The 23,228-nt window shown below is 69.9% G+C and carries 20 protein-coding genes and 1 riboswitch; of the genes, 5 read left to right on the forward strand and 15 right to left on the reverse strand.

What is annotated here, in order from left to right:
- Positions 1-155 precede the first annotated feature (155 nt).
- Positions 156-272: riboswitch (SAM riboswitch) on the reverse strand.
- 156 nt (positions 273-428) lie between these two features.
- The 5 genes from trpD to ctaE all read right to left on the reverse strand — a co-directional run bounded on the left by trpD (position 429) and on the right by ctaE (position 5,792).
- Positions 429-1,493, reverse strand: coding sequence for an anthranilate phosphoribosyltransferase (gene trpD / locus ACZ68P_RS01780; RefSeq protein WP_471001024.1), 1,065 nt, complete (start codon positions 1,491-1,493; stop codon positions 429-431).
- A gap of 126 nt (positions 1,494-1,619) precedes the next feature.
- Positions 1,620-3,245, reverse strand: a complete 1,626-nt coding sequence (qcrB, locus tag ACZ68P_RS01785) for a cytochrome bc1 complex cytochrome b subunit (RefSeq protein WP_471001026.1) — start codon at positions 3,243-3,245, stop codon at positions 1,620-1,622.
- Positions 3,242-4,294 carry a cytochrome bc1 complex Rieske iron-sulfur subunit gene (gene qcrA / locus ACZ68P_RS01790; RefSeq protein WP_471001029.1) on the reverse strand — a complete coding sequence of 351 codons (1,053 nt, stop codon included), beginning with the start codon at positions 4,292-4,294 and terminating at the stop codon, positions 3,242-3,244. Before qcrA ends, qcrB begins: the two co-directional genes overlap by 4 nt.
- On the reverse strand, positions 4,291-5,100 hold the full coding sequence (qcrC, locus tag ACZ68P_RS01795) for a cytochrome bc1 complex diheme cytochrome c subunit (protein ID WP_471001032.1): 810 nt from the start codon (positions 5,098-5,100) through the stop codon (positions 4,291-4,293). Before qcrC ends, qcrA begins: the two co-directional genes overlap by 4 nt.
- A 71-nt stretch (positions 5,101-5,171) precedes the next feature.
- Positions 5,172-5,792 carry an aa3-type cytochrome oxidase subunit III gene (gene ctaE, locus ACZ68P_RS01800; RefSeq protein WP_015033013.1) on the reverse strand — a complete coding sequence of 207 codons (621 nt, stop codon included), beginning with the start codon at positions 5,790-5,792 and terminating at the stop codon, positions 5,172-5,174.
- Positions 5,793-5,969: 177 nt separating this feature from the next.
- On the opposite strand from ctaE, the gene ACZ68P_RS01805 reads away from it, so the two are divergent.
- On the forward strand, positions 5,970-6,371 hold the full coding sequence (locus tag ACZ68P_RS01805; protein ID WP_471001035.1) for a response regulator transcription factor: 402 nt from the start codon (positions 5,970-5,972) through the stop codon (positions 6,369-6,371).
- Between the two features lie 60 nt (positions 6,372-6,431).
- Here ACZ68P_RS01805 and ACZ68P_RS01810 read toward each other — a convergent pair whose 3' ends face one another.
- From ACZ68P_RS01810 to ctaC, 4 genes are all read right to left on the reverse strand, one after another.
- Positions 6,432-7,685, reverse strand: a complete 1,254-nt coding sequence (locus tag ACZ68P_RS01810; protein ID WP_471001038.1) for a L,D-transpeptidase — start codon at positions 7,683-7,685, stop codon at positions 6,432-6,434.
- 111 nt (positions 7,686-7,796) lie between these two features.
- Positions 7,797-8,195: a cytochrome c oxidase subunit 4 gene (locus ACZ68P_RS01815; RefSeq protein ID WP_365719009.1), complete on the reverse strand. Its 399-nt coding sequence runs from the start codon at positions 8,193-8,195 to the stop codon at positions 7,797-7,799.
- Complete coding sequence (gene ctaD, locus ACZ68P_RS01820) at positions 8,192-9,928, reverse strand: aa3-type cytochrome oxidase subunit I (protein ID WP_365719011.1); 1,737 nt, start codon at positions 9,926-9,928, stop codon at positions 8,192-8,194. Before ctaD ends, ACZ68P_RS01815 begins: the two co-directional genes overlap by 4 nt.
- Positions 9,925-10,890: an aa3-type cytochrome oxidase subunit II gene (gene ctaC, locus ACZ68P_RS01825; protein ID WP_471001042.1), complete on the reverse strand. Its 966-nt coding sequence runs from the start codon at positions 10,888-10,890 to the stop codon at positions 9,925-9,927. The genes ctaD and ctaC overlap by 4 nt, the downstream gene beginning before the upstream one ends.
- 286 nt (positions 10,891-11,176) lie before the next feature.
- Between ctaC and ACZ68P_RS01830 the strand changes: the two genes are divergently transcribed.
- On the forward strand, positions 11,177-12,559 hold the full coding sequence (locus ACZ68P_RS01830; protein ID WP_471001045.1) for an aminotransferase class V-fold PLP-dependent enzyme: 1,383 nt from the start codon (positions 11,177-11,179) through the stop codon (positions 12,557-12,559).
- A gap of 158 nt (positions 12,560-12,717) precedes the next feature.
- Here the strand turns inward: ACZ68P_RS01830 and ACZ68P_RS01835 are convergent, their stop codons facing one another.
- Positions 12,718-13,692: a carbohydrate kinase family protein gene (locus tag ACZ68P_RS01835; protein WP_471001048.1), complete on the reverse strand. Its 975-nt coding sequence runs from the start codon at positions 13,690-13,692 to the stop codon at positions 12,718-12,720.
- 133 nt (positions 13,693-13,825) lie between these two features.
- Here ACZ68P_RS01835 and ACZ68P_RS01840 point away from each other — a divergent pair, with 133 nt between their 5' ends.
- Both ACZ68P_RS01840 and ACZ68P_RS01845 read left to right on the forward strand, forming a co-directional pair.
- A complete protein-coding gene (locus ACZ68P_RS01840) occupies positions 13,826-14,032 on the forward strand; it encodes a hypothetical protein (protein WP_471001050.1) in 207 nt (68 codons plus the stop codon).
- A 76-nt stretch (positions 14,033-14,108) separates the two neighbouring features.
- Entirely contained in the window at positions 14,109-15,527 is a 1,419-nt protein-coding gene (locus ACZ68P_RS01845; protein ID WP_471001053.1) for a hypothetical protein, read from the forward strand.
- Positions 15,528-15,616: 89 nt separating this feature from the next.
- Here the strand turns inward: ACZ68P_RS01845 and ACZ68P_RS01850 are convergent, their stop codons facing one another.
- On the reverse strand, positions 15,617-15,973 hold the full coding sequence (locus tag ACZ68P_RS01850; protein WP_018848827.1) for a HesB/IscA family protein: 357 nt from the start codon (positions 15,971-15,973) through the stop codon (positions 15,617-15,619).
- A gap of 263 nt (positions 15,974-16,236) precedes the next feature.
- Here ACZ68P_RS01850 and nadA point away from each other — a divergent pair, with 263 nt between their 5' ends.
- Positions 16,237-17,418, forward strand: a complete 1,182-nt coding sequence (nadA, locus tag ACZ68P_RS01855) for a quinolinate synthase NadA (RefSeq protein ID WP_471001056.1) — start codon at positions 16,237-16,239, stop codon at positions 17,416-17,418.
- 125 nt (positions 17,419-17,543) lie between these two features.
- Here nadA and ACZ68P_RS01860 read toward each other — a convergent pair whose 3' ends face one another.
- The 4 genes from ACZ68P_RS01860 to pspAA all read right to left on the reverse strand — a co-directional run bounded on the left by ACZ68P_RS01860 (position 17,544) and on the right by pspAA (position 23,221).
- On the reverse strand, positions 17,544-20,711 hold the full coding sequence (locus ACZ68P_RS01860; RefSeq protein ID WP_471001059.1) for an efflux RND transporter permease subunit: 3,168 nt from the start codon (positions 20,709-20,711) through the stop codon (positions 17,544-17,546).
- Positions 20,712-20,895: 184 nt separating this feature from the next.
- The gene (locus ACZ68P_RS01865; RefSeq protein ID WP_471001062.1) at positions 20,896-21,588 is read right to left on the reverse strand and encodes a response regulator; all 693 of its coding nucleotides are present in this window, start codon (positions 21,586-21,588) and stop codon (positions 20,896-20,898) included.
- Entirely contained in the window at positions 21,585-22,814 is a 1,230-nt protein-coding gene (locus ACZ68P_RS01870; protein WP_471001065.1) for a sensor histidine kinase, read from the reverse strand. Before ACZ68P_RS01870 ends, ACZ68P_RS01865 begins: the two co-directional genes overlap by 4 nt.
- A 128-nt stretch (positions 22,815-22,942) precedes the next feature.
- Positions 22,943-23,221 (reverse strand): PspA-associated protein PspAA, encoded by a 279-nt coding sequence (gene pspAA / locus ACZ68P_RS01875; protein ID WP_471001068.1) that lies wholly within the window; start codon positions 23,219-23,221, stop codon positions 22,943-22,945.
- Positions 23,222-23,228: the final 7 nt, after the last annotated feature.

Here is a 23,228-nt window from a genome sequence, read left to right on the forward strand (position 1 = left end):
ACTCCCGTACGAGGCAGGCGAGATCCCGCGCCGGCGGACACGCGGCAGCGCTGGGAAAAGAAAAAGGGGTATGCGGAAGAAGGGGCGGAAGGGCCCTATCGCATTCGCTTGCTCACAAGAGGCTCCCTGAGGACCAGGACCCCAAGGCTTCGAGGGGTCCGCGCTTGCCGTGGACCTTGCTGTCCACGGCCTGGTCTTCACCCGGGGCACCCCGCCACGGACGGAGGGTTGCCGGACAGCAAGCCGGGGCTTCCTAGCTGTCACTCATGACCTGGCACAGAACGTATGTCAGCTGATCGTGTCCGCGCAACCCCGTACCGCATTCCGGGACGGGGCCGCGCGCCGACCGATCAGGGGGTGTCCGGAGGGTCCGGCGTCCGCCCCGCAGGGCGGGGGCGAGACTCTCGGGACACGGCCTGGGGTCGTGACTACGCGTTGCTGGCGGTGATCCAGCGCTCCAGCGCCTTGCGGGCGGCTCCCGAGTCGATCGACTCGGCCGCCTTCGCGATCCCCTCGCGCAGTTGCTCCACCAGGGTGCCCTCCCCCGGCTCCAGCGCCGTGAGCGCCGCCGCCGAGTTGAGCAGCACCGCGTCCCGTACGGGACCGGTCTCGCCCGCGAGCAGCCGACGGGCCACATCGGCGTTGTACGAGGCGTCGGCGCCGCGCAGCGCCTCGACGGGGACGATGTCGATGCCGACGTCCCTCGGGTCGAACGCCTCCTCGCGGACCGTGCCGTGCCGGACCACCCACACCCGCGAGGTGGCCGTGGTGGTCAGCTCGTCGAGGCCGTCGTCCCCGCGGAAGACGAGCGCCGAGGAACCGCGTTCAGCGAGCACGCCCGCCATGATCGGGGCCATCCGGGCGTCGGCCACGCCGGTCGCCTGGGCCTTGACTCGGGCGGGGTTGGTGAGCGGACCGAGGAAGTTGAAGACCGTCCGGATCCCCAGCTGGCCGCGGGCGGCGGCCACATGCCGCAGCGCGGGGTGGAACTTCACCGCGAAGCAGAAGGTGATCCCGGCCTCCTCCGCGACCTCGGCCACCCGTCGCGGGGTCAGCTCCAGGTTGACGCCGAGCTTCTCCAGGACGTCGGAGGCCCCGCTCGCGCTGGACGCGGCCCGGTTGCCGTGCTTGACGACCTTGGCCCCGGCGCCGGCCACCACGATCGCCGACATGGTGGAGATGTTGACGGTCTTGGCGCCGTCGCCGCCCGTGCCGACGATGTCCACGGAGGCGCCCGGGACCTCGATGAGGTTGGCGTGCTCGTACATCGTCCGGACGAGTCCGGTGATCTCCTCGACGGTCTCACCCTTGGCGCGCAGCGCGACGGCGAAGCCGGCGATCTGGGCGTCGGTGGCCTCGCCCCGCAGGATCCGGTCCATCGCCCAGGCGGTGTCCTCGGCGCTCTGGTCGCGGCCGGTCAGCAGGCCGTCCAGGACCGCGGGCCAGGAGCGGCCCGCCGTGGTAGGTCCTCCAGCGGGGGTCACAGCGCTCATGGCAGCTCCTGGTCATTGCCGTAACGAGACGGATACTCGCCCACCCTATCCATCCGGGGGGACGGCAAAGAGCCCCGTCCATCGAATGGACGGGGCTCTCGCTGTGGCGACCTTCAGGTCAGGTGATCAGTGGTGGCCGTGGCCGCTGGTGATCTCCTTGTACTCCTCGGCGGTGGGCTTGGGGATCTGGCTGTCCTCGCCGTAGTAGCTCCGGTTGAGCCGGACCCGGAGCTTCTCCATCCGGCTTACCTTGCGCTCGACACCGTTCTCGTCGACCCCCGCCGGCAGCTCCGCGGGCTCGTACTGCTCGTGCGCCGTGAGCGCGTAGAGCTGGCCCTGGCTGAGCGGCTCGTGGATCTCGACGAACTCACCGTGCGGCAGGCGCTTGATGATGCCGGACTCGCGCCCGTGCAGCACCTTGTCCCGGTCCCGGCGCTGGAGGCCGAGGCAGATCCGCTTGGTGACGATGAACGCGATGACCGGTCCGACGAAGAACGCGATCCGGACGAACCAGGTGATCGAGTTGATCGACAGGTGGAAGTGGGTCGCGAAGATGTCGTTGCCGCCACCCACGAGCATGATCATGTACGCGGTGATCCAGGCGACACCGAAGGCGGTGCGCGACGGAGCGTTGCGCGGGCGCTGCGCGATGTGGTGCTCGCGCTTGTCACCGGTGATCCACGACTCGATGAACGGGTAGACCGCGATCGCCGCCAGGACCAGCGGGAAGAGGATCAGCGGGATCATCACACCGAGGACCAGCGTGTGGCCCCAGAGGTTGATCTCCCAGCCCGGCATGACACGGATCAGACCCTCGGCGAAGCCCATGTACCAGTCGGGCTGGGCGCCGGTCGACACCTGGTCCGGACGGTACGGGCCGAGCGCCCAGATCGGGTTGATCGAGGCGATCGCCGCGATGATCGAGATGACACCGAAGACCAGGAAGAAGAAGCCTCCGGCCTTGGCCATGTAGACCGGCAGCAGCGGCATGCCCACGACGTTCTTGTTCGTGCGGCCGGGACCCGCGTAGTGCGTGTGCTTGTGGTACACGACGAGGATCAGGTGGGCCACCACGAGGCCGAGCATGATGCCGGGCAGCAGCAGCACGTGCGCCGAGTAGAACCGGGCCACGAAGTCGCCGCCGGGGAACTCCCCGCCGAACAGGAACATCGACAGGTACGTGCCGACGATCGGCACGGACAGGATCGCGCCCTGCATGAAGCGGACACCGGTGCCGGAGAGCAGGTCGTCCGGGAGCGAGTAGCCGGTGAAGCCGGTGAACATGCCCAGGAAGAACAGCAGGAAGCCGAACAGCCAGTTGATCTCACGCGGCTTACGGAAGGCGCCGGTGAAGAACACGCGCATCATGTGCACGAACATGCCGGCGATGAAGACCAGCGCCGCCCAGTGGTGGATCTGCCGGATGAGCAGACCACCGCGCACGTCGAACGAGATGCGCATGGTCGAGTTGAACGCCTCGGACATCAGCTGACCCTGCAGCGGGATGTAGCTGCCGTGGTACTCCACCTCGTTCATCGACGGGTGGAAGAACATCGTCAGGTACACACCCGTGAGGATGATGATGATGAAGCTGTAGAGGCAGATCTCACCGAGCATGAAGGACCAGTGGTCCGGGAAGATCTTCCGCATGTTGGCCTTGGCCAGGGTGTAGACACCCAGACGGCCGTCGGCCCAGTCGGCGACCCGCTCACCGGCGGGGGCCTTCTTCTGCGTATCGGTCGTAGTGCTCATCCGCGCTCCCAGAAGGCAGGGCCGACGGGCTCGTCGAAGTCGCCGAGCGCCTCGAGGAAGCCCTTGTCGTTCACACCGATCCGCAGCTGCGGAAGGGCGTGACCGGCCGGGCCGAAGATGACGCGGGCGCCGTCGGACAGGTCGAAGGTGGACTGGTGGCACGGGCAGAGCACGTGGTGCGTCTGCTGCTCGTACAGGGAGATCGGGCAGCCCACGTGGGTGCAGATCTTCGAGAAGGCGACGATGCCCTCGTGCGACCACTCGAGCTCGCGCTTGTCCTTGATGTCGTCCGGCTGGATGCGGACGATCATCAGGGCGGCCTTGGCGATCTCGGTCTGGAAGTCGTGGTCGTGCTCCGAGAGGCCCTCGGGCATCGCGAAGGTCAGCGAACCGACCGCGACGTCCTCGGGACGCAGCGGCTCGTGCGTGTTCATGTTGATGAGCTGCTTGCCCTTGGCCCACAGCGTGCTGCGGAGCTTCTTCTCGGGCAGCGGACCCATGTCACGCAGCAGCACGATGCCGGAGAGCGGTACGAGCGACAGCGCGCCGAACATCGTGTTGCGGATCAGCTTGCGCCGGCCCATGCCGGACTCGGCGGCACCGGCCGCGAAGTCCGCCATCACCTGCGCCTTGGTCTCCGGGGAGGCCTGGATCGGGTGACGCTCGTCCGCCACCTCGACGTCGGACATCAGGGTGCGGGCCCAGTGGACCGCGCCCGCGCCGATGAAGAAGAGCGCCAGACCGAGGGTCCATCCCAGGGCGAAGTTGAGCGCGCTCACCCGGCCGAACGGCCAGATGTAGACGATCTTGTCGACCGGGAAGATCACGTACGACGCGATGAAGCCGACGGTGGCCAGCATCGACAGCGTGAACATGAAGGCGACCGCACGCTCGGACCGCCTGGCGGCCCGCTCGTCGATGTCCTGGATGCGCGGCTTGTGGGGCGGAAGGCCCGGGTCGGCGAACGGGTCGTCGGCGACCTTCACCGCGCCGTGCGCGGTGTCCTGCTCACTGGGCAGGTTCTCTTCTGGAATCTCTTGGGTACTCATGACTTCTTGGCCTTAGCGGTGTGGGCCGCGACCCAGACGGCAACGGCGATCAGCGTGCCCAGCCCGAAGATCCAGCCGAAGAGACCCTCGCTGACGGGGCCGAGGCCACCGAGCGAGAGCCCGCCGGGGCTGTCCGACTTGTCGCTGTTGACGGCCTGGACGTACGCGATGATGTCCCTCTTCTCCTTCTCGGGCATCGTCGTGTCCGGGAAGGAAGGCATGTTCTGAGGACCGGTCTGCATGGCCTCGAACAGGTGCTTCGGGCTCACGCCTTCGAGGCTCGGGGCGTACTTGCCGTGCGTCAGCGCGCCGCCCTCACCGGTGAAGTTGTGGCACTGGGCGCAGTTGGAGCGGAACAGGTCGCCGCCGCGGGCGATGTCGGCACCGTCGGGGCTGTACTGCGACGCCTTCGGCGTGATGGGGCCGGCACCGAGAGAGGCGATGTACGCCGCGAGCTGATCGATCTCAGCCTGCGTGTAGATGACCTTCTTCTTCGGGACCTGGGCGCCCGGCTGCTGGGCCGGCATGCGGCCCGTGCCGACCTGGAAGTCCACGGACGCCGAGCCGACGCCGACCAGGGAGGGGCCGTCAGAGGTTCCCTGACCGCCGGTTCCGTGGCAGCTGGCGCAGCCGACGGAGTAGAGCTTCTTGCCCTCCTCGATGGCGAGGGACTGGGCGGTTTCATCGGCCTTCGCCGTGCCCGCGGGCGCGAAGGCGGCGTACAGCCCCCCAGTGGCCGCCAGCGCGAGAAGGAGGACGACGACCGCCGCCAGCGGATGGCGTCGTCGTGCGGAGAGCTTTTTCACGGATTACCCCGGTGTCAGGATCTTCTGCGTCGATGCTTGCTGGATGTCTCGGTGCGCCGAGAGGCGCCCGATTACTTGATCATGTAGATCGTGGCGAAGAGGCCGATCCAGACGACATCGACGAAGTGCCAGTAGTAGGACACGACGATGGCGGCGGTTGCCTGCTCGTGAGTGAACCTCTTGGCGGCGTACGTCCGGCCCAGGACCAGCAGGAAGGCGATGAGACCGCCCGTCACGTGCAGGCCGTGGAAGCCGGTGGTCAGGTAGAACACGGAGCCGTACGGGTCCGACGAGAGCGAGAGGCCCTCGTGCTTGACCAGCTCGGTGTACTCGAAGACCTGGCCGCCGATGAAGATCGCACCCATCACGAACGTGATGATGAACCACGTCCGGAGCTTCTTCACATCGCCCCGCTCGGCGGCGAAGACGCCGAGCTGGCAGGTGAGGGAGGAGAGCACCAGGATCGTGGTGTTGGTGGCCGAGAACGGGAAGTTCAAGGCCGAGGCCTTTTCCGCCCAGAACTCGGCTCCCGTCACCGATCGCAGGGTGAAGTACATCGCGAAGAGGGCCGCGAAGAACATCAGCTCGGAACTCAACCAGATGATGGTTCCGACGCTGGTGAGGTTCGGCCGATTGACCGACGGGTGCGCGTGCCCGGTTTCTACTGTCGTTACTGTCGCCACGACCGACATTATGTCGGTCGCTTATCCCGCCCTCACTCCGGGGGGTGCCGTTCGGAGTGTCAGGGGGGTGTGTCCAGCCCGAACGGCCCATCGAAGAGGTCTCCCAACCGGGGTCGAACCGGTGTTGACGGGGTGTGGGACGGAGTAGCATCCGCCGCATCGGTTGATGACCTTCACGGAGGAACGATGCAGTCGAGCGCCACGGTCCTGGTCTACAGCGACGACGCGAACACCCGCGCGCAGGTGCGGCTCGCCGCGGGACGCAGGCCCGCGGCCGACGTTCCCCCGGTCGAGTACATCGAGTGCGCGACACTCCCGGCGGTGCTGAAGCGCCTCGACGAGGGCGGCGTGGACGTCTGCGTCCTGGACGGCGAGGCGGTGCCCGCCGGCGGGATGGGCGTCTGCCGCCAGATCAAGGACGAGGTCTTCCACTGCCCGCCGGTGCTGCTGCTGATCGGCCGCCCGCAGGACGCCTGGCTGGCCACCTGGAGCCGCGCGGACGCCGCGGTGACCCTCCCGGTCGAGCCGGTGGACTTCGCGGCCTCCCTCGCGGCCCTGCTGCGCACACGGCTCGCCATCGACGCGTGAGGTGCGTACGGGACGGGCCCCGGAGGCCCGTCCCGTACGTTCCGCCCGGCCGGGCACGGCCTAGATCGACGGCCGTAGGCGGGCGATCTCGGTCGGGGCGGTGCGGTTCTTGGCGTCGGCCACCAGCGCGCTGCCCTGACGCCACTCGTCCCAGGGCAGGTTCCAGTCGCCGAAGCCGTTGCCGAAGGCGTCCATCGTGTCGCCGGAGCTGTTGACGGTCTTCACGATGTCGCCCGGACGCACGGTCTCGAAGAACCAGGCCGCGTTCCCCGTCGACATGCCGACACAGCCGTGGCTGACGTTCGCAACTCCTTGCGATCCGACGGACCACGGCGCGGCGTGGACGTATTCACCACTCCAGGTGACGCGCGTCGCGTAGTAGACGGGCAGGTCGTACGACTCCGAGCTGCCCGCGGCGATGCCGACGCTGGTGCCCCGCATCCGGACGAAGTACTCCTTGCCCAGCACCACTTTGATCCCGTTACGGGTGGAGAAGCCCGGCTTCCCGGTGGTGACCGGAATGGTGTTGATCACTTCTCCGTTGCGCCGCACGGTCATGTAGTGCGAGCCGGCGTCCGCGACGGCCTCGATCCGGTCGCCGATCGTCAGCTTCAGCGGCTTCGACTCGCCGCCGTAGAGCTTGTCGCCGACCTTGACCCCGTCCAGGTTCGCGCTCACCGCGATCGCCGCGCCCGCGGGCCAGTACTCCTTCGGACGGAAGTGCAGCTTCTCGTCGTCCACCCAGTGCCAGGAGCCCTCCACGGACGGCGTGGAACGCACCTTGAGGGCCCGCTCGACCACCGCCCGGGCCGCCTTGTCCTTCACCGGCAGGCTCAGGTCGGCCGTGATCGGCTGCCCGACGCCGTACTTGCCCGCCTCCGGGCCGAACTTCACGGTGAGCGCCCGCTTGGCCGGAGCCGTCTCGAACGTGAACGTACGGGTGCCGGGAGCGCCGTCCCCGTCCTCCGTGGCGACCTTGACGGTGTAGCGGGCGCCAGCGGTCAGGGAGCCCGTGGAGCGCCAGCGCAGGCCGTCCGCGGTGAGTTCGCCGGCCAGGTGGTGCCCGGCCGCGTCGACGGCCGTCACATCGGTGATGCGGCCCTCGTCGCCCTTGGCGGTGATCTCCAGCGCCTTGTCCGGGTCGGCCTTCCTGCCGTCCGCCGGAGCGCTGAAGGAGATCTGCTGCGCCGCGTCGTACGGCCTCGTGGACAGCGGGTGGCCCTCCGAGCCCGAGCAGGCGGTGGTGCCCGCGGAGACGGTGACGGCCAGCAGGGTGCAGCTCACAACAGTCCGAATGCGCGGCGTGTCGTTCATGACATCACCGTAAGAACAATCCTCGGGGCGAGCGCGCCGAGTGCTGCAAAAGAGGGGCCCGGCCGCTTCGGTGACGAAGCGGCCGGGCCCCTCGGGGTCCTGCGGGTCCTGCTACTGGTTCTGGTTCTCACCGCGGTAGAACTCGAACACCCAGCCGAACAGGCCGACCAGGATGAGCGGGGTGGAGAAGTACAGGATCCACCAGCCCATCGCGACGGCGAGGAAGGCGAGCGCGCCACCGATGGCCAGCGAGAGCGGCTGCCAGCTGTGGGGGGCGAAGAAGCCCACCTCGCCGGCCTCGTCCGCGACGTCGGCCTCCTTGTCGTCCTGCGCCATCGCGTCGACACGCTTGGCCGTGAAGGCCAGGTAGTAGCCGATCATGATGGACAGGCCGAAGGCGAGGAAGAGCGCCGTGGTGCCGACCGGCTCCTTCGACCAGACGCCGTAGAGGATCGCCATGGCGAGGATGAAGACGCTCAGCCAGATGAACATCTTGCCCTGGATCTTCACTTGCCGGCCTCCTTCTCACCCGCGAGGGCCTTCTCGGCACCGTGGTTCTCGAGCTGGTCGATCGCCGCGATCTCCGGGTGGTGCAGGTCGAACGCCGGGGATTCGGAGCGGATCCGCGGCAGGGTGAGGAAGTTGTGGCGCGGCGGCGGGCAGGAGGTCGCCCACTCGAGCGAGCGGCCGTAGCCCCACGGGTCGTCGACCTCGATCTTCTTGCCGTACTTGGCGGTCTTCCAGACGTTGTACAGGAACGGCAGGATCGACAGTCCGAGCAGGAACGAGGAGATCGTCGAGATCGTGTTCAGCGCGGTGAAGCCGTCGGCGTCGAGGTAGTCCGCGTAACGACGCGGCATGCCCTCGGCGCCCAGCCAGTGCTGCACCAGGAAGGTGCCGTGGAAGCCGATGAACAGCGTCCAGAAGGTGATCTTGCCGAGCCGCTCGTCCAGCATCTTGCCCGTGAACTTCGGCCACCAGAAGTGGAAGCCGGCGAACATCGCGAAGACCACGGTGCCGAAGACGACGTAGTGGAAGTGCGCGACGACGAAGTACGAGTCGGAGACGTGGAAGTCCATCGGCGGCGAGGCCAGGATGACGCCCGTCAGGCCACCGAAGGTGAAGGTGACCAGGAAGCCGATCGTCCAGAGCATCGGTGTCTCGAAGGACAACGAGCCCTTCCACATCGTTCCGATCCAGTTGAAGAACTTCACGCCGGTCGGTACGGCGATGAGGAACGTCATGAAGGAGAAGAACGGGAGGAGGACGCCGCCCGTGACGTACATGTGGTGGGCCCACACGGTCACGGACAGACCGGCGATCGCGATGGTCGCGGCGATCAGGCCGATGTAGCCGAACATCGGCTTGCGGCTGAAGACCGGGATCACTTCGGAGACGATGCCGAAGAACGGCAGGGCGATGATGTACACCTCTGGGTGTCCGAAGAACCAGAAGAGGTGCTGCCACAGCAGGGCGCCGCCGTTGGCGGCGTCGAAGACGTGGGCGCCGAACTTGCGGTCCGCCTCCAGGGCGAACAGCGCGGCCGCCAGGACCGGGAAGGCGAGCAGGACCAGCACACCGGTCAGCAGCACGTTCCAGGTGAAGATCGGCATGCGGAACATCGTCATGCCCGGAGCGCGCATGCAGATGATCGTGGTGATGAAGTTGACCGAACCGAGGATCGTGCCGAAGCCGGAGAAGGCCAGACCCATGATCCACATGTCGGCGCCGACACCCGGCGAGCGGACGGCGTCCGACAGCGGGGAGTAGGCGAACCAGCCGAAGTCGGCCGCACCCTGCGGGGTGAGGAAGCCGGCCACCGCGATGATCGAGCCGAAGAGGTACAGCCAGTACGCGAACATGTTCAGCCGCGGGAACGCCACGTCGGGCGCGCCGATCTGCAGCGGCATGATCCAGTTCGCGAAACCGGCGAACAGCGGCGTCGCGAACATCAGCAGCATGATCGTGCCGTGCATCGTGAACGCCTGGTTGAACTGCTCGTTCGACATGATCTGCGTGCCCGGACGGGCCAGCTCGGCGCGCATGAAGAGCGCCATCAGACCGCCGATGCAGAAGAAGACGAACGACGTCACGAGGTACATCGTGCCGATCGTCTTGTGGTCGGTGGTGGTCAGCCACTTCACCACGACATTGCCGGGCTGCTTGCGCCGGACGGGCAGCTCGTTCTCGTACGAGTCCTCAGCTGCTGCGGCGGCACCCTGGGGTTCGTTGAGGATGCTCACAGTTGCTTCTTCTCCGCATTCCTGGCCGGGTCCGTCTGCTCAATGCCCGACGGGATGTAGCCGGTCTGCCCCTTCTCCGCCAGCTCCTTCAGGTGCTGCTGGTAGCGCTCCGGAGAGACCACCTTGACGTTGAAGAGCATCCGGGAGTGGTCGACACCGCACAGCTCGGCGCACTTGCCGAGGAAGGTGCCCTCCTGGGTCGGAGTCACCTCGAAGGCGTTCGGATGACCCGGGATGACGTCCTGCTTCATGAGGAAGGGGACGACCCAGAAGGAGTGGATGACGTCGCGCGAGGTCAGGACGAACCGGACCTTCTCGCCCTTCGGCAGCCACAGCGTCGGGCCCGGGTTGCCGGTCTGCGGGTTCCGGTCACCGGGGATGCCGGCGTCGTAGACGCCGCCCGCGTTGTCCGGGAACTGCTTCTTGTACCGGTCCGGAAGCCCCTCGAGGTTGGGGGCCGTCTTCGCGTCACCCTCCACCCCGGGGACGTTCTCGATGTAGTTGAAGCCCCAGCTCCACTGGTAGCCGACCACGTTGATGGTGTGGGCGGGCTTGGGAGTGAGCGTGAGGAGCTTCGACTCGTCGCGCGCGGTGAAGTAGAAGAGCACCGACACGATGATGAGCGGGGTGACCGTGTACAACGCCTCGATGGGCATGTTGTACCGCGTCTGCGGAGGTACCTCCACCTTGGTGCGGCTGCGCCGGTGGAAGAAGACGGACCACAGGATCAGCCCCCAGACGAGGACACCCGTGGCGAGCGCAGCCGCCCACGAGCCCTGCCAGAGGGAGAGGATCGTGGGCGCCTCTTCGGTCACCGGGGTGGGCATACCAAGGCGGGGGAAGTCTTCCCAGTTGTACGAGCAGCCGGTGGCTGTCGCCAGGATCAGGCCCGCAGTCAGCACCTGCGGCAGCTTCCGCCGCATCGGGCGCCGCGACGAGCGGTCGGAGCCGTTGGGACTCACGTAGCGCCTTCCCGAGAGTCTCGGCCCGCGCTGGTCGGCTACGGCCGTCTCGCTGGTCGGTCGCCGCCCCGGCCGCGGGCAGGGGTTTGGATGTTTATGCGGACCAAACCCTACTGGACGCTATTTGGGGTCGCGCGGGGAGGGTGCCCAACGCGCCGTCCGACTCCCCGAAGGGGTGGACTCCGCCATTCCGCAGGTCGGTCCCACGATGTCGTCCCCCGGCCGACCCGCGGCATGACCGGGGCATCTGACGGGGGCTCATATGGCGGGGCTCTACCGTGGACGGGTGCCCTACTTCGACGCCGCGTCCGCCGCCCCCCTGCACCCCATCGCCCGCCAGGCGCTGCTTGCCTCCCTCGACGAGGGCTGGGCCGATCCGGCCCGGCTCTACCGCGAGGGGCGGCGCGCCCGGCTGCTGCTCGACGCGGCTCGGGAGGCCGCTGCGGAGGCGGTGGGCTGCCGTCCCGACGAGCTGGTGTTCACTCCTTCGGGGACGCACGCGGTTCACTCGGGAATTTCCGGAGCGCTCGCGGGGCGTCGGCGTGTCGGGAACCGGCTCGTGGTGTCGGCGGTCGAGCACTCCTCGGTGCTGCACGCGGCCGAGGCGCACGCGGGGGCCGGCGGCACGGTGACCGAGGTGCCGGTCGGCCGCTCGGGGGCGGTGGAGGCCGGGACCTTCGGGGCGGCCCTGGAGGCGGGAACCGCGCTGGCCTGTCTGCAGTCCGCCAACCACGAGGTGGGGACGGTCCAGCCGGTGGCCGAGGTCGCCGAGGCGTGCCGGGCGGCGGGGGTGCCGCTGTTCGTGGACGCGGCGCAGTCGCTGGGCTGGGGGCCGGTCGAGGGCGACTGGTCGCTGCTGGCGGCGAGCGCGCACAAGTGGGGCGGCCCGGCGGGGGTCGGTCTGCTCGTCGTACGCAAGGGGGTGCGGTTCGCCGTGCGGGGGCCGGCGGACGAACGGGAGTCGGGGCGGGCGGCCGGCTTCGAGAACCTTCCGGCGATCGTGGCGGCGGCGGCCTCGCTGCGGGCGGTGCGGGCGGAGGCCGAGGCCGAGGGGGCACGGCTCCGCGGTCTCGTGGACCGGATCCGCGGGCGCGTGCCGGAGCTGGTGCCGGACGTGGAGGTCGTGGGCGATCCGGTGCGCCGGCTCCCGCACCTCGTCACCTTCTCCTGTCTCTATGTCGACGGGGAGACCCTGCTGCACGAGCTGGACCGGGAGGGCTTCTCCGTGTCGTCCGGTTCGTCGTGCACGAGTGCGACCCTCACCCCCAGCCACGTGCTGCGCGCGATGGGGGTGCTGAGCGAGGGCAACGTCCGGGTGTCGCTGCCCGCCGGCACGCCTTCCGGTGAGGTGGACCGCTTCCTGGAGGTGCTGCCGGGGGTGGTCGGGGCGGTACGGGAGCGGCTCGGCGCCCCGGAGCCCGCGGCCTCGGCGGGCGGGGCGGACTCCCTCGTGGTGGACGCCCTGGGCAGGCGCTGTCCGATCCCGGTCATCGAGCTGGCGAAGGTGATCGGCGACGTCCCGGTGGGCGGCACGGTGACCGTCCTCGCCGACGACGAGGCGGCCCGGCTCGACATCCCGGCCTGGTGCGAGATGCGCGGCCAGGAGTACCTGGGCGAGGAGCCCTCCCCGAAGGGCGGCACGGCCTACCGGGTGCGGCGGGTGGCGTAGGGCGAGGTCTCCTCGTGGGCGGCCGGGGTGACGTACCGCCGGGGCCGGTCGCCTCGTGGGCGGCCGGGGTGACGTACCGCCGGGGCCGGGGGGCGGTGTGGTGCCGCCGCGGGGCCCGCGTGGTGCGGGCCCCGGGGCGGGGGCCGGAGCCCCTCGGCTCAGGCCAGGTGCGCCTGGACCTCGGCGCCGGCCTCGTGGCCGTACGCCTTGACGAACCGCTCCATGAAGTTGGCGCGGCGCAGCGTGTACTCCTGGGTGCCGAGGGTCTCGATCACCAGCGTGGCGAGCATGCAGCCGACCTGGGCCGCGCGCTCCAGGCTGACGCCCCAGGAGAGGCCGGTGAGGAAGCCGGCGCGGAACGCGTCGCCGACGCCGGTCGGGTCGACCTTGGCGTCCTCCTCCGGGCAGCCGACCTCGATGACCGGCTCGCCCGCGCGCTCGATGCGCACGCCGCGCGACCCGAGGGTGGTGACCCGGTGGCCGACGCGGCCGAGGATCTCCTCGTCGCTCCAGCCCGTCTTCGACTCGATGAGGCCCTTCTCGTACTCGTTGGAGAAGAGGTAGGTCGCGCCGTCGAGGAGGGTGCGGATCTCGGCGCCGTCCATGCGGGCGATCTGCTGCGAGAAGTCGGCGGCGAAGGCGATGCCGCGCGTCTTGCACTCCTCGGTGTGGCGGAGCATCGCCTCGGGGTCGTCGGCGCCGATCAGCACGAGGTCCAGGCCGCCGACCCGGTCGGCGACGGCCTTGAGCTCGATCTGCCGGGCCTCGCTCATGGCGCCGGTGTAGAAGGAGCCGATCTGGTTGTGGTCCTTGTCCGTGGTGCAGACGAACCGGGCGGTGTGCAGGACCTCGGAGATCCGCACGGAGCCGGTGTCGACGCCGTGGCGGTCGAGCCAGGCGCGGTACTCGTCGAAGTCGTAGCCGGCCGCTCCCACCAGGATCGGGTGGCCGCCGAGCTGGCCCATGCCGAAGCAGATGTTCGGGCCGACACCTCCCCTGCGGATGTCGAGGTTGTCGACGAGGAAGGAGAGGGAGACCGTGTGCAGCTGGTCCGCGACGAGCTGGGCTGCGAACCGGCCGGGGAAGGTCATCAGGTGGTCGGTGGCGATGGAGCCGGTGACTGCGATACGCACGGCTGGGCGCTCCTGCGGGACGGAGTGGCGTTGACAGTTCACGCTACCGGGCCGGAGGCCCCCCTGCCGAACAGTGGAAACTACCCCAGAGTAGGGCTTTTCTCCGAAGCCGTACCGTGCGTACGGTGCGCGTATGTCCACGCACCCCGCTCCCCGGGAGCATCAGGAGTCCGAGTTCAGCCTCGCCCAGCTGCGCGGCGACAGCGCGCGGATGGCCCCGCACTGGGTGGTCCCGGCGACCGTGGCGGCCGATCCGGTCTCCCCTTCGCTGATCCACGGTGTCGTCGTCCCGCCCGCTTCTGCCCGGCTGATCGCCGCCACGTCCGAGTACGGCGGCTGAGGACGGAACCAGCCGCTCCCGCCTTCCGTCCCATCGGTGTCTTCGACAGGATTCCGGCGGGACGAAGGAGTATGCGGTGAGCGGTACGGAGAACCCGCGAGGGAAGCGTACGGCGCCGTTGGTCGCCTCGGTGACGGCGGGCGTGCTGCTGATCGGCGGCGGCGGCGTGTACCTCGCCACGACGGCGTCGGACGGCGGTGCCGGCGATACGAGGAGCAGCTCCGCCCCTCCCCCGCCGCTGCACCTCGACGCCAAGGGCGGCACCGGCGGCGACGGCCCCGGCATCGCGCCGGGCGAGCCGGACCCGAACGACGGCGGAGCCGTCTACAAGGCCAAGGGCCCACTCCCCAAGGGGCCCTCCTCGGCCGCAGTCCACCGGCCCGAGGGCCGGGTCACCTCGGCGGAGGTGACCCGGCTGGCCACGGCACTCGGCATCGCGGGCGCCCCGAGGCTGGAGGGCGCGGTCTGGAGGATCGCGCCGGAGAAGGACGGGTCGGGGCTGCGTCTCGACGTGTCCGCCGAGGCGCCGGGCAGCTGGACGGTCTCGCGGTACGACGGCGGGCCGGCCGGGGACACCTGCCTGAAGGGCAAGGCGTGCCCGCCCCCGGGCGAGCCGAAGCCGCCGCGCGGCGGGACCCCGGTGAGCGAGGCGGCCGCGAAGGCCGCGGCCGCGCCCGTCCTGAAGGCGATCGGGCAGAGCGACGCCGCGGTGGACGCGTCCCAGGTGATGAACGGGTCGGTACGGGTGGTCAACGCCGATCCGGTCGTGGGCGGGCTGCCGACGTACGGCTGGTCGACCGGGATCCACATCGGCCCCGACGGTACGCCGGTGGCGGGCAGCGGACAGCTGATGAAGCCCGCGAAGGACGACACGTATCCGGTGCTGGGTGCGCCCGCGGCGCTGGAGGAGCTGAACAAGGCGTCCGCGGGCGGTCCGGTCGGGATCGGCGGGTGCGCCACCGACCCGCCGGCGACGGCGGACGGCCCGGCGGCGACGTGCGAGCCGGACGCCACGCCGCGGGAGCTTCCCGTGACCGGCGCGGTCTTCGGTCTCGCCTCGCAGTTCGTGAACGAGAAGCGGGTGCTCGTCCCGTCGTGGCTGTTCCGGGTCGAGCCGCAGGCCGGCGGCACGCCCTACACCGTCGTCCAGACGGCGGTGGCTCCGGAGCATCTGGCTCCGCCGGTGAAGCCGTCCGCGCCCCCCGCCCCCGACGAGGGCACGGCGCCCGCGCGCCGGATCGAGTCGTATCGGACCGACAGCACCGGCACCGCGCTGGCGGTCACCTTCTGGGGCGGGGTGTGCAGCACGTACACGGTCTCGGCGGACCAGGGACCCGGCAAGGTCTCGGTGCGGGTGAGCGAGCGGCCGGGCGACCCGGACCGGGTGTGCATCGCCATGGCGGTGGAGGTGACGAAGACGGTGACGCTCACCCAGCCGCTCGGTGCCCGGTCGGTCATGGACGCGGCGAGCGGGGAGCCCGTCCCGAAGAAGTAGGCCCGCCACCGCGCGGGGCCCGTGGACGCGCGAAGGCGGCCGCCCGGATGACCGGGTGGCCGCCTTCGCGCGTGTGGCGCCCTGGGGGCTTAGCTGAACGAGTCGCCGCAGGCGCAGGAGCCCGTGGCGTTCGGGTTGTCGATCGTGAAGCCCTGCTTCTCGATGGTGTCGACGAAGTCGATGGAGGCGCCGCCGAGGTACGGGGCGCTCATGCGGTCGGTGACGACCTTGACGCCGTCGAAGTCCTTGACGACGTCACCGTCGAGCGAACGCTCGTCGAAGAAGAGCTGGTAACGCAGGCCGGAGCAGCCGCCGGGCTGAACGGCGACGCGCAGTGCCAGATCGTCGCGGCCTTCCTGGTCGAGCAGGGCCTTGACCTTGGCCGCGGCGGCGTCAGACAGGAGGATGCCGTCGCTGACAGTGGTCTTCTCGTCCGATACGGACATCTGCTTCTCTCCCGGGTTGTACGGAGACTGCTTGCCGACGGTTGCAACCGGCGGGGCCCCGGATTCATTCCGGTTGGAGCCCGAGTCTTTCCCCTTCATGCTCGCACACCGGCTCGGGTACCGGAACGCACCAGGGGACGGGGTGCGGCGCGGACTTTCGTCACATCGACACTATGGCCATCGTCAAAGTGACGTGAACCGGTTATCATAGATAGTGTCATTTCGACGAAAAGGCCCGCTCGCAGACTCGCAGACAAGAAAGGGTGCGTGACGTGACCACCGCCCAGCCCCTGGACGTCCAGCCGACGCCGCTCGCCCTCCTGCTGCTCGGCCGCGAGGCCGACCCCAGGAGCGAGCGCGGCGTGGAGTGCCCCGGCGACCTGCCGTCGCCCTCCGACCCCGACCTGGTGGAGCGTGCCCGCGCCGCGAAGGAGAAGCTCGGGGACAAGGTCTTCGTCCTCGGCCACCACTACCAGCGCGACGAGGTCATCCAGTTCGCGGACGTCACCGGCGACTCGTTCAAGCTCGCCCGCGACGCGGCCGCGCGCCCGGAGGCGGAGTACATCGTCTTCTGCGGTGTGCACTTCATGGCCGAGTCGGCCGACATCCTCACCACCGACGACCAGAAGGTCGTCCTGCCGGACCTGGCAGCGGGCTGCTCGATGGCGGACATGGCCACCGCCGAACAGGTCGCGGAGTGCTGGGACGTGCTGACCGAGGCCGGCGTCGCCGAGCAGGTCGTCCCCGTCTCGTACATGAACTCGTCGGCCGACATCAAGGCCTTCACCGGCAAGCACGGCGGCACGATCTGCACCTCCTCCAACGCCAAGCGCGCTCTCGACTGGGCGTTCGAGCAGGGCGAGAAGGTGCTCTTCCTGCCCGACCAGCACCTGGGCCGCAACACCGCCGTCCGCGAGATGGGGATGTCGCTGGAGGACTGCGTCCTCTACAACCCGCACAAGCCGGGCGGCGGCCTGACCGTCGAGGAGCTGCGCGCCGCCAAGATGATCCTGTGGCGGGGTCACTGCTCGGTGCACGGCCGGTTCTCGCTGGACTCGGTGAACGACGTGCGCGAGCGGATCCCGGGCGTGAACGTCCTCGTCCACCCCGAGTGCAAGCACGAGGTCGTGGCGGCCGCCGACTACGTCGGCTCCACGGAGTACATCATCAAGACCCTGGAGGCGGCCCCGGCCGGCTCGAAGTGGGCCATCGGCACGGAGCTGAACCTGGTCCGCCGCGTCGCCGCCGCGCACCCGGACAAGGAGGTCGTCTTCCTCGACAAGACGGTCTGCTTCTGCTCGACGATGAACCGGATCGACCTGCCGCACCTGGTGTGGGCGCTCGAGTCGCTGGCCGAGGGCAAGCTGGTCAACCGCATCGAGGTCGACAAGGAGACCGAGAGCTTCGCCAAGCTGGCCCTGGAGCGGATGCTCGCCCTGCCGTAACCCGCGTGCGTCCGCGTCCCCGCCCCCGTTCAGGGGCCGGCGGAGGACCGGGACCCCTCGCACAACACCGCCGAAGGGCGCCCCGCGAATCGCGGGGCGCCCTTCGGCCTTGGGTGTGCCGGGCGTCAGATGTCCAGCTTGTCCAGCGCGTCGAGCAGGGTCGCGTCCCCGGGGGTCACGTCCGGCTGCTCGGGGTCGCCCGAGGAGCCGTCCCGCTTCGCGGCCTTCTTCGCCTTCTTCTCCGCCTTCTTCTTCGCGCGGCGCTCCTTGCGCAGCTCGACCATCGCGTAGAGCGTCGGGACGAGCAGCAGGGTCAGCAGCGTCGAGGTGATCAGACCGCCGATCACGACCACCGCGAGCGGCTGGGCGATGAAGCCGCCCTCGCCCGTGATGCCGAGCGCCATCGGGAGCAGGGCGAAGATCGTCGCCAGCGCCGTCATCAGGATCGGGCGCAGTCGGTGGCGGCCGCCCTCGACGACCGCCTCGACGACACCCAGACCCTGGGCCCGGTACTGGTTGATCAGGTCGATCAGGACGATCGCGTTGGTGACCACGATGCCGATCAGCATCAGCATGCCGATCATCGCCGGGACGCCCATCGCGGTGCCGGTGACCACCAGCAGACCGATCGCGCCGGTCGCCGCGAACGGGATCGACACCAGCAGGATCAGCGGCTGGATCAGCGACCTGAAGGTCGCCACCAGGAGCATGAAGACGATCGCGATCGCCGCGAGCATCGCCAGGCCCAGATTGGCGAACGCCTCGGACTGGTCCTCGGAGACACCACCGATGGAGGCGGTCGCGCCCTCCGGGAGGTCGAGCGCGTTGATCTTCGACTGGAGCTCCGTGCTCACCGCGCCGGTGTTGTCACCGGTCGGCTTGGCCGTGATCGTCGCGGCCCGCGAGCCGTCGATCCGGGTCATCGAGACCGGACCCGGGACCAGCTTCACCTCCGCGATGTCGCCGAGCTTGACCGGTCCGAGCGGCAGCGCCTTGAGCTCGGCCATCGTGGTGGCCCGCCGCGCGGAGGTCAGGACGACGTCCCGCTCGGTCTCGTCGAGGATCGCCTTGCCGGCGGGGGTGCCACGGACCGCCTGCGCGACGGCCATGCCGAGGGTCGTGTCGTCGAGACCGAGGTCCGCCGCCTTCGCGTTGGCCCTGACGGATATCCGCGGCACGGACTGCGACAGGTCGCTCTGGACGTCGGTGACGTCGTCGAGCTCGGCGACCTCGGCCTTGACCGCCTCGGACGCCTTCTTCAGGGTGTCGGCGTCGGATGCCTTGACCACCACGCTCAGGTCCTGGCTGCCGAAGCCGTCGCCCGCCGCGATCGTCGTGTCGCCGATGCCGTCGAGCCCGCCCAGCGCCTCGTCGATCGCGTCACGGGTCTTCTCGTACGACGCCGAGTCCTCCAGCGTGACCTGGTACGAGGCCTGGTTGGCGCCGGTGCCGCCGCCGAAGGCGGCCATGAAGCCCGAGGAGCCGACCGTGACCTGGTAGTCCTTCACCCCGTCGGTGGTGGAGAGGACCTTCTCGACCTTCTTCGCGGCCTCGTCGGCCGCCGCGAGGCTGGTGCCCGGAGCGAGCTCCTGCTTGATGCTCAGGACCTCCTGCTCGCCCTGGTCGAAGAAGTTGGTCTTCAGGAGCGGGGCCATGCCGAAGGTGCCGACCAGGACGACGATCGCGATCGCCACGCTGGTGAGACGGCGCCGGGTCGCGAAGCGCAGGACCGGGACGTACAGGCGCTGCAGCCGGCTCCGGTCCTCCTTCTCCTCCGCGCGGCGCCGGGCCTCCTCCGGGTCCTCGGACGTGCCCTTGGGGGCACGCAGGAACCAGTACGAGAGGACCGGGACGACGGTCAGGGAGACGAGGAGCGAGGCGAGCAGGGCCGCGGTGACGGTCAGGCTGAACGAGCCGAACAGCTCGCCGACCATGCCGCCGACCAGACCGATCGGGAGGAAGACCGCGACGGTGGTGAGGGTGGAGGAGGTCACGGCGCCCGCGACCTCGCGGACCGCCGTGAGGATCGCCGACTGGCGCTCCTCGCCGTAGCCGAGGTGCCGCTTGATGTTCTCCAGGACCACGATCGAGTCGTCGACGACCCGGCCGATGGCGATGGTGAGGGCGCCCAGCGTCAGCATGTTGAGCGACAGGTCGCGGGTCCACAGCACGATCAGGGCCAGGACGACCGAGAGCGGGATGGAGACCGCGGTGACCAGGGTGGAACGGATCGAGGCGAGGAAGACCAGGATCACCAGGACGGCCATGACGAGGCCGAGCGCGCCCTCGGTGGTCAGACCGGAGATCGACTTGGAGACGGCGGGTCCCTGGTCGGAGACGACGGTCAGCTCGGCGCCCGCGCCGAGGTCCTCGCGCAGCTCGGGAAGCTTGTCCTGGACCGCCTCGGAGATGGCGACGGCGCTGCCGTCGTTGTCCATCGTGGCCATCACGGCGAGGCTGGGCTTGCCGTCGGTACGGGTGATGGAGACCCGCGAGGACTCCTCCTGCTTCACGGACGCCACGTCGCCGAGGCGGACCGCCTCGCCCTTCTCGGGCTTGATCCGCAGGTCCTGGATCTGCTGGAGCGAGGTGTAGCCGCCGCCCACCTGGACCGTGCGGCTCTTGCCGGCCTCGGAGAACGAGCCGGCCGGGAAGGTGCCGCCGCCCGAGCGGATGGCCTCCGCGAGCTTCATGGCGCTGAGACCGGCCTTGGCGAGCTTGGCGTCGTCGGGGGTGACGGAGATCTGGAGGTCCTGGACGCCGTCGACGGAGACCTGGCCGACGCCGTCGATGTCCTCCAGGGCCGGGACGACGGTCCGCTCCAGCTGGTCGGCGAGCGCCTGCTGGTCCTTGTCCGAGGTGACGGCGAGGACGACCGTCGGGATGTCGTCGGTCGAGCCGGCGACGACCTGCGGGTCGACGCCGTCCGGCAGCGCCACGCGCGCCCGGTTCACGGCCTGCTGGACGTCGGCGACGAGCTGCTTGGTGCCCTCGTCGCCGTAGTCGAAGGTCGCCATGATGACGGCGTTGCCCTCGGAGGCGGTGGACGTGATGCCCGTGATGCCGTCGACGGCCTTCAGGGTGTTCTCGAGCGGCTCGACCACCTGCTTCTCGACCACGTCGGGGGACGCGCCCTGGTACGGGGCCAGCACCGAGACCATCGGAAGTTCGATCGAGGGCAGCAGCTGCTGCTTCAGCTGCGGTATCGCGATCGCTCCGAAGACGATGGCGACGATGGACATCAGCCCTATCAGGGCCCGTTGCGCGAGGCTGAATCTGGACAGCCAGGACATGGGGTCTCTCTTCTGTGGCGTGCTCGGCGGGTCTGTGGCGTGCTCGGCGGGTCCGAGGCGCGCTCGGCGGGGCGGAGGAAGGCCCGACCTACACCATCAGCCATGAGAAGGGCCCGGTCCTCGCCCCCCGGGCCCAAATCCTTATGCCGCGCATACCGCGCCTGGAGTACGCCGGGGTACTCCCTCACTCCACCCTTGGACGTACCAGACCCGACTCGTAGGCCGTGACCACCAGCTGGGCCCGGTCGCGGGCGCCGAGTTTGGCCATGGTCCGGTTGACATGCGTCTTGACCGTGAGGGGGCTGACTTCGAGGCGCTCGGCGATCTCGTCGTTGGAGTGACCCCCGCCGACGAGGACGAGCACCTCCCGTTCGCGGGTGGTGAGGGCGGCCAGGCGCTCGGAGTACGACGCCGGCTCCGCACCGTCGTCCGGGTCCGAACTCCCGCCCTGGGCCAGGAACCTGGCGATCAGTCCTTTGGTCGCGACGGGTGAGAGCAGCGCCTCGCCGGCGGCGGCGATCCGGATGGCGTTGAGCAGCTCCTCCGGTTCCGCCCCTTTTCCGAGGAAACCGGAGGCACCGGCCCGGAGCGACCGCACGACGTACTCGTCCACCTCGAAGGTGGTCAGCATGACGATCCGTACGGCGGACAGCTCCGGGTCGGCGGTGATCATGCGGGTGGCGGCCAGGCCGTCCGTGCCCGGCATCCGGATGTCCATCAGGACGACGTCGGCCTTCTCGGAGCGCGCGAGGGCGACGGCCTCGGCCCCGTCGGCGGCCTCGGCGACGACCTCCATGTCGGGCTCGGAGTCCACCAGCACCCTGAACGCGCTGCGGAGCAGTGCCTGGTCGTCGGCGAGCAGCACCCGGATCGTCATGTGTCCTCCCCCGTACGGGCCGTGGTGGGCAGTATCGCCTGGACGCGGAAGCCGCCGCCGTAGCGGGGCGCGGCGGTCAGGCTGCCGCCGAGGGCGATGACCCGCTCCCGCATGCCGAGCAGGCCGTGGCCGCCGGTGTCCGTGGCGGCCGCCGCGGGCTGGGGGGTGCCGTCGTCGAGGACGGTGATCTCGACGGTCCGGCCGACCCGCACCACGCTCACCTCCGCCTTGGCCGCCGGGCCCGCGTGCTTGCGCACGTTGGTCAGGGCCTCCTGGATGATCCGGTACGCGGCGAGGTCGACGGCCGAGGGCAGGGCGGCGCTGTCGTCGGTGCGGGCCAGCTCGACGGGGAGGCCGGCGTGCCGGAAGGTGTCGAGCAGCTCGTCGAGGACGGCGAGGCCGGGGGCGGGCTCGGTGGGGGCCTCCGGGTCGCCGGACTGGCGCAGCAGACCGACGGTGGCGCGCAGCTCGTTCAGGGCGGAGCGGCTGGCCTCGCGGACGTGCGCGAGGGCCTCCTTGGCCTGGTCGGGGCGCTTGTCCATGACGTGGGCGGCGACCCCGGCCTGGACGTTGACCAGCGCGATGTGGTGGGCGACGACGTCGTGGAGGTCGCGGGCGATCCGGAGTCGCTCCTCGGCGACCCGGCGCCGGGCCTCCTCCTCGCGGGTCCGTTCGGCGCGCTCGGCCCGCTCGCGGATGGCGTCGACGAAGGCGCGCCGGCTGCGGACGGCGTCCCCGGCGGCCGCGGCCATGCCCGTCCAGGCGAAGACGCCCAGGTTCTCCTGGGCGTACCAGGGCGTCGGCCCGAAGATCATCGCCGCGCCGGTCAGCACGCCCATGGTGGCGAGGCCGACGCGCCAGGTGGTGGGGCGGTCGGTCCGGGCGGCGACGGTGTAGAGCGCGACGACGACGGCCATCGCGACGGGGGCCGGGTTGTCGTCGCCGATCAGTTCGACGAGGGTGACGGCGCCGGTGAAGACCAGGACGCCGAGGGGTTCGCGCCGGCGCAGGACCAGGGCGGCGGCGACGAGCAGCATGAGCAGCACGCTGGTGGTGTCGGGGGTGCGGTCGCCGAAGGTCGGGCCGTTGGGGCTGCCGTGCGGGTCGGCGAAGGAGCCGGTGACCATGCACACGAGCACGGCCAGGGCGAGGCCGGCGTCGAAGGCGAGGGGGTGCGCCCGCAGCCAGCGCCGGCCGCGCGAGAACCCGCTGTCGAGGGAGGTCACATCGGGCAACGGTACGGGGTGGGACGCGACGGTGCCCCGCCCCCCGGGCGAGGGGGACGGGGCACCGTCGGTGTCGGAGTGCGGGCCGCCCGGGGCGGCGGGCTCGCCGGCCCGGGACCGGTCCGCCGTCAGCCGGGGATCAGGCCGTCGTCGGAGAGCATCTCGCGGACCTCTTCGAGGGTCGCGTCCGGTGACGGCAGGATCAGCTCGGACGGTTCGAGCGCGTCGTCGGCGAGGGGGTCGCCGAGGGTGCGCACCGCGTCGAGGAGAGCGGAGAGGGTGCGCCGGAAGCCCGAACCGTCACCCGACTCCATCTCGGCCAGCAGCTCGTCGTCGAGCTTGTTGAGCTCGGCGAAGTGACTGTCGGCCAGCTTCCACTGGCCCTCCCCCATGATCCGTACGATCATGACGCGC

The organism is Streptomyces sp. NPDC036822 (genome assembly GCF_055609145.1).

Coding starts and splice junctions, on each gene's coding strand:
- trpD (WP_471001024.1), bottom strand. CDS start 1,493: ATGAGCGCTGTGACCCCCGCTGGAGGACCTACCACGGCGGGCCGCTCC.
- qcrB (WP_471001026.1), bottom strand. CDS start 3,245: ATGAGCACTACGACCGATACGCAGAAGAAGGCCCCCGCCGGTGAGCGG.
- qcrA (WP_471001029.1), bottom strand. CDS start 4,294: ATGAGTACCCAAGAGATTCCAGAAGAGAACCTGCCCAGTGAGCAGGAC.
- ctaE (WP_015033013.1), bottom strand. CDS start 5,792: ATGTCGGTCGTGGCGACAGTAACGACAGTAGAAACCGGGCACGCGCAC.
- ACZ68P_RS01805 (WP_471001035.1), top strand. CDS start 5,970: ATGCAGTCGAGCGCCACGGTCCTGGTCTACAGCGACGACGCGAACACC.
- ACZ68P_RS01810 (WP_471001038.1), bottom strand. CDS start 7,685: ATGAACGACACGCCGCGCATTCGGACTGTTGTGAGCTGCACCCTGCTG.
- ACZ68P_RS01840 (WP_471001050.1), top strand. CDS start 13,826: ATGTCCACGCACCCCGCTCCCCGGGAGCATCAGGAGTCCGAGTTCAGC.
- ACZ68P_RS01850 (WP_018848827.1), bottom strand. CDS start 15,973: ATGTCCGTATCGGACGAGAAGACCACTGTCAGCGACGGCATCCTCCTG.
- ACZ68P_RS01860 (WP_471001059.1), bottom strand. CDS start 20,711: ATGTCCTGGCTGTCCAGATTCAGCCTCGCGCAACGGGCCCTGATAGGG.
- ACZ68P_RS01865 (WP_471001062.1), bottom strand. CDS start 21,588: ATGACGATCCGGGTGCTGCTCGCCGACGACCAGGCACTGCTCCGCAGC.
- pspAA (WP_471001068.1), bottom strand. CDS start 23,221: ATGATCGTACGGATCATGGGGGAGGGCCAGTGGAAGCTGGCCGACAGT.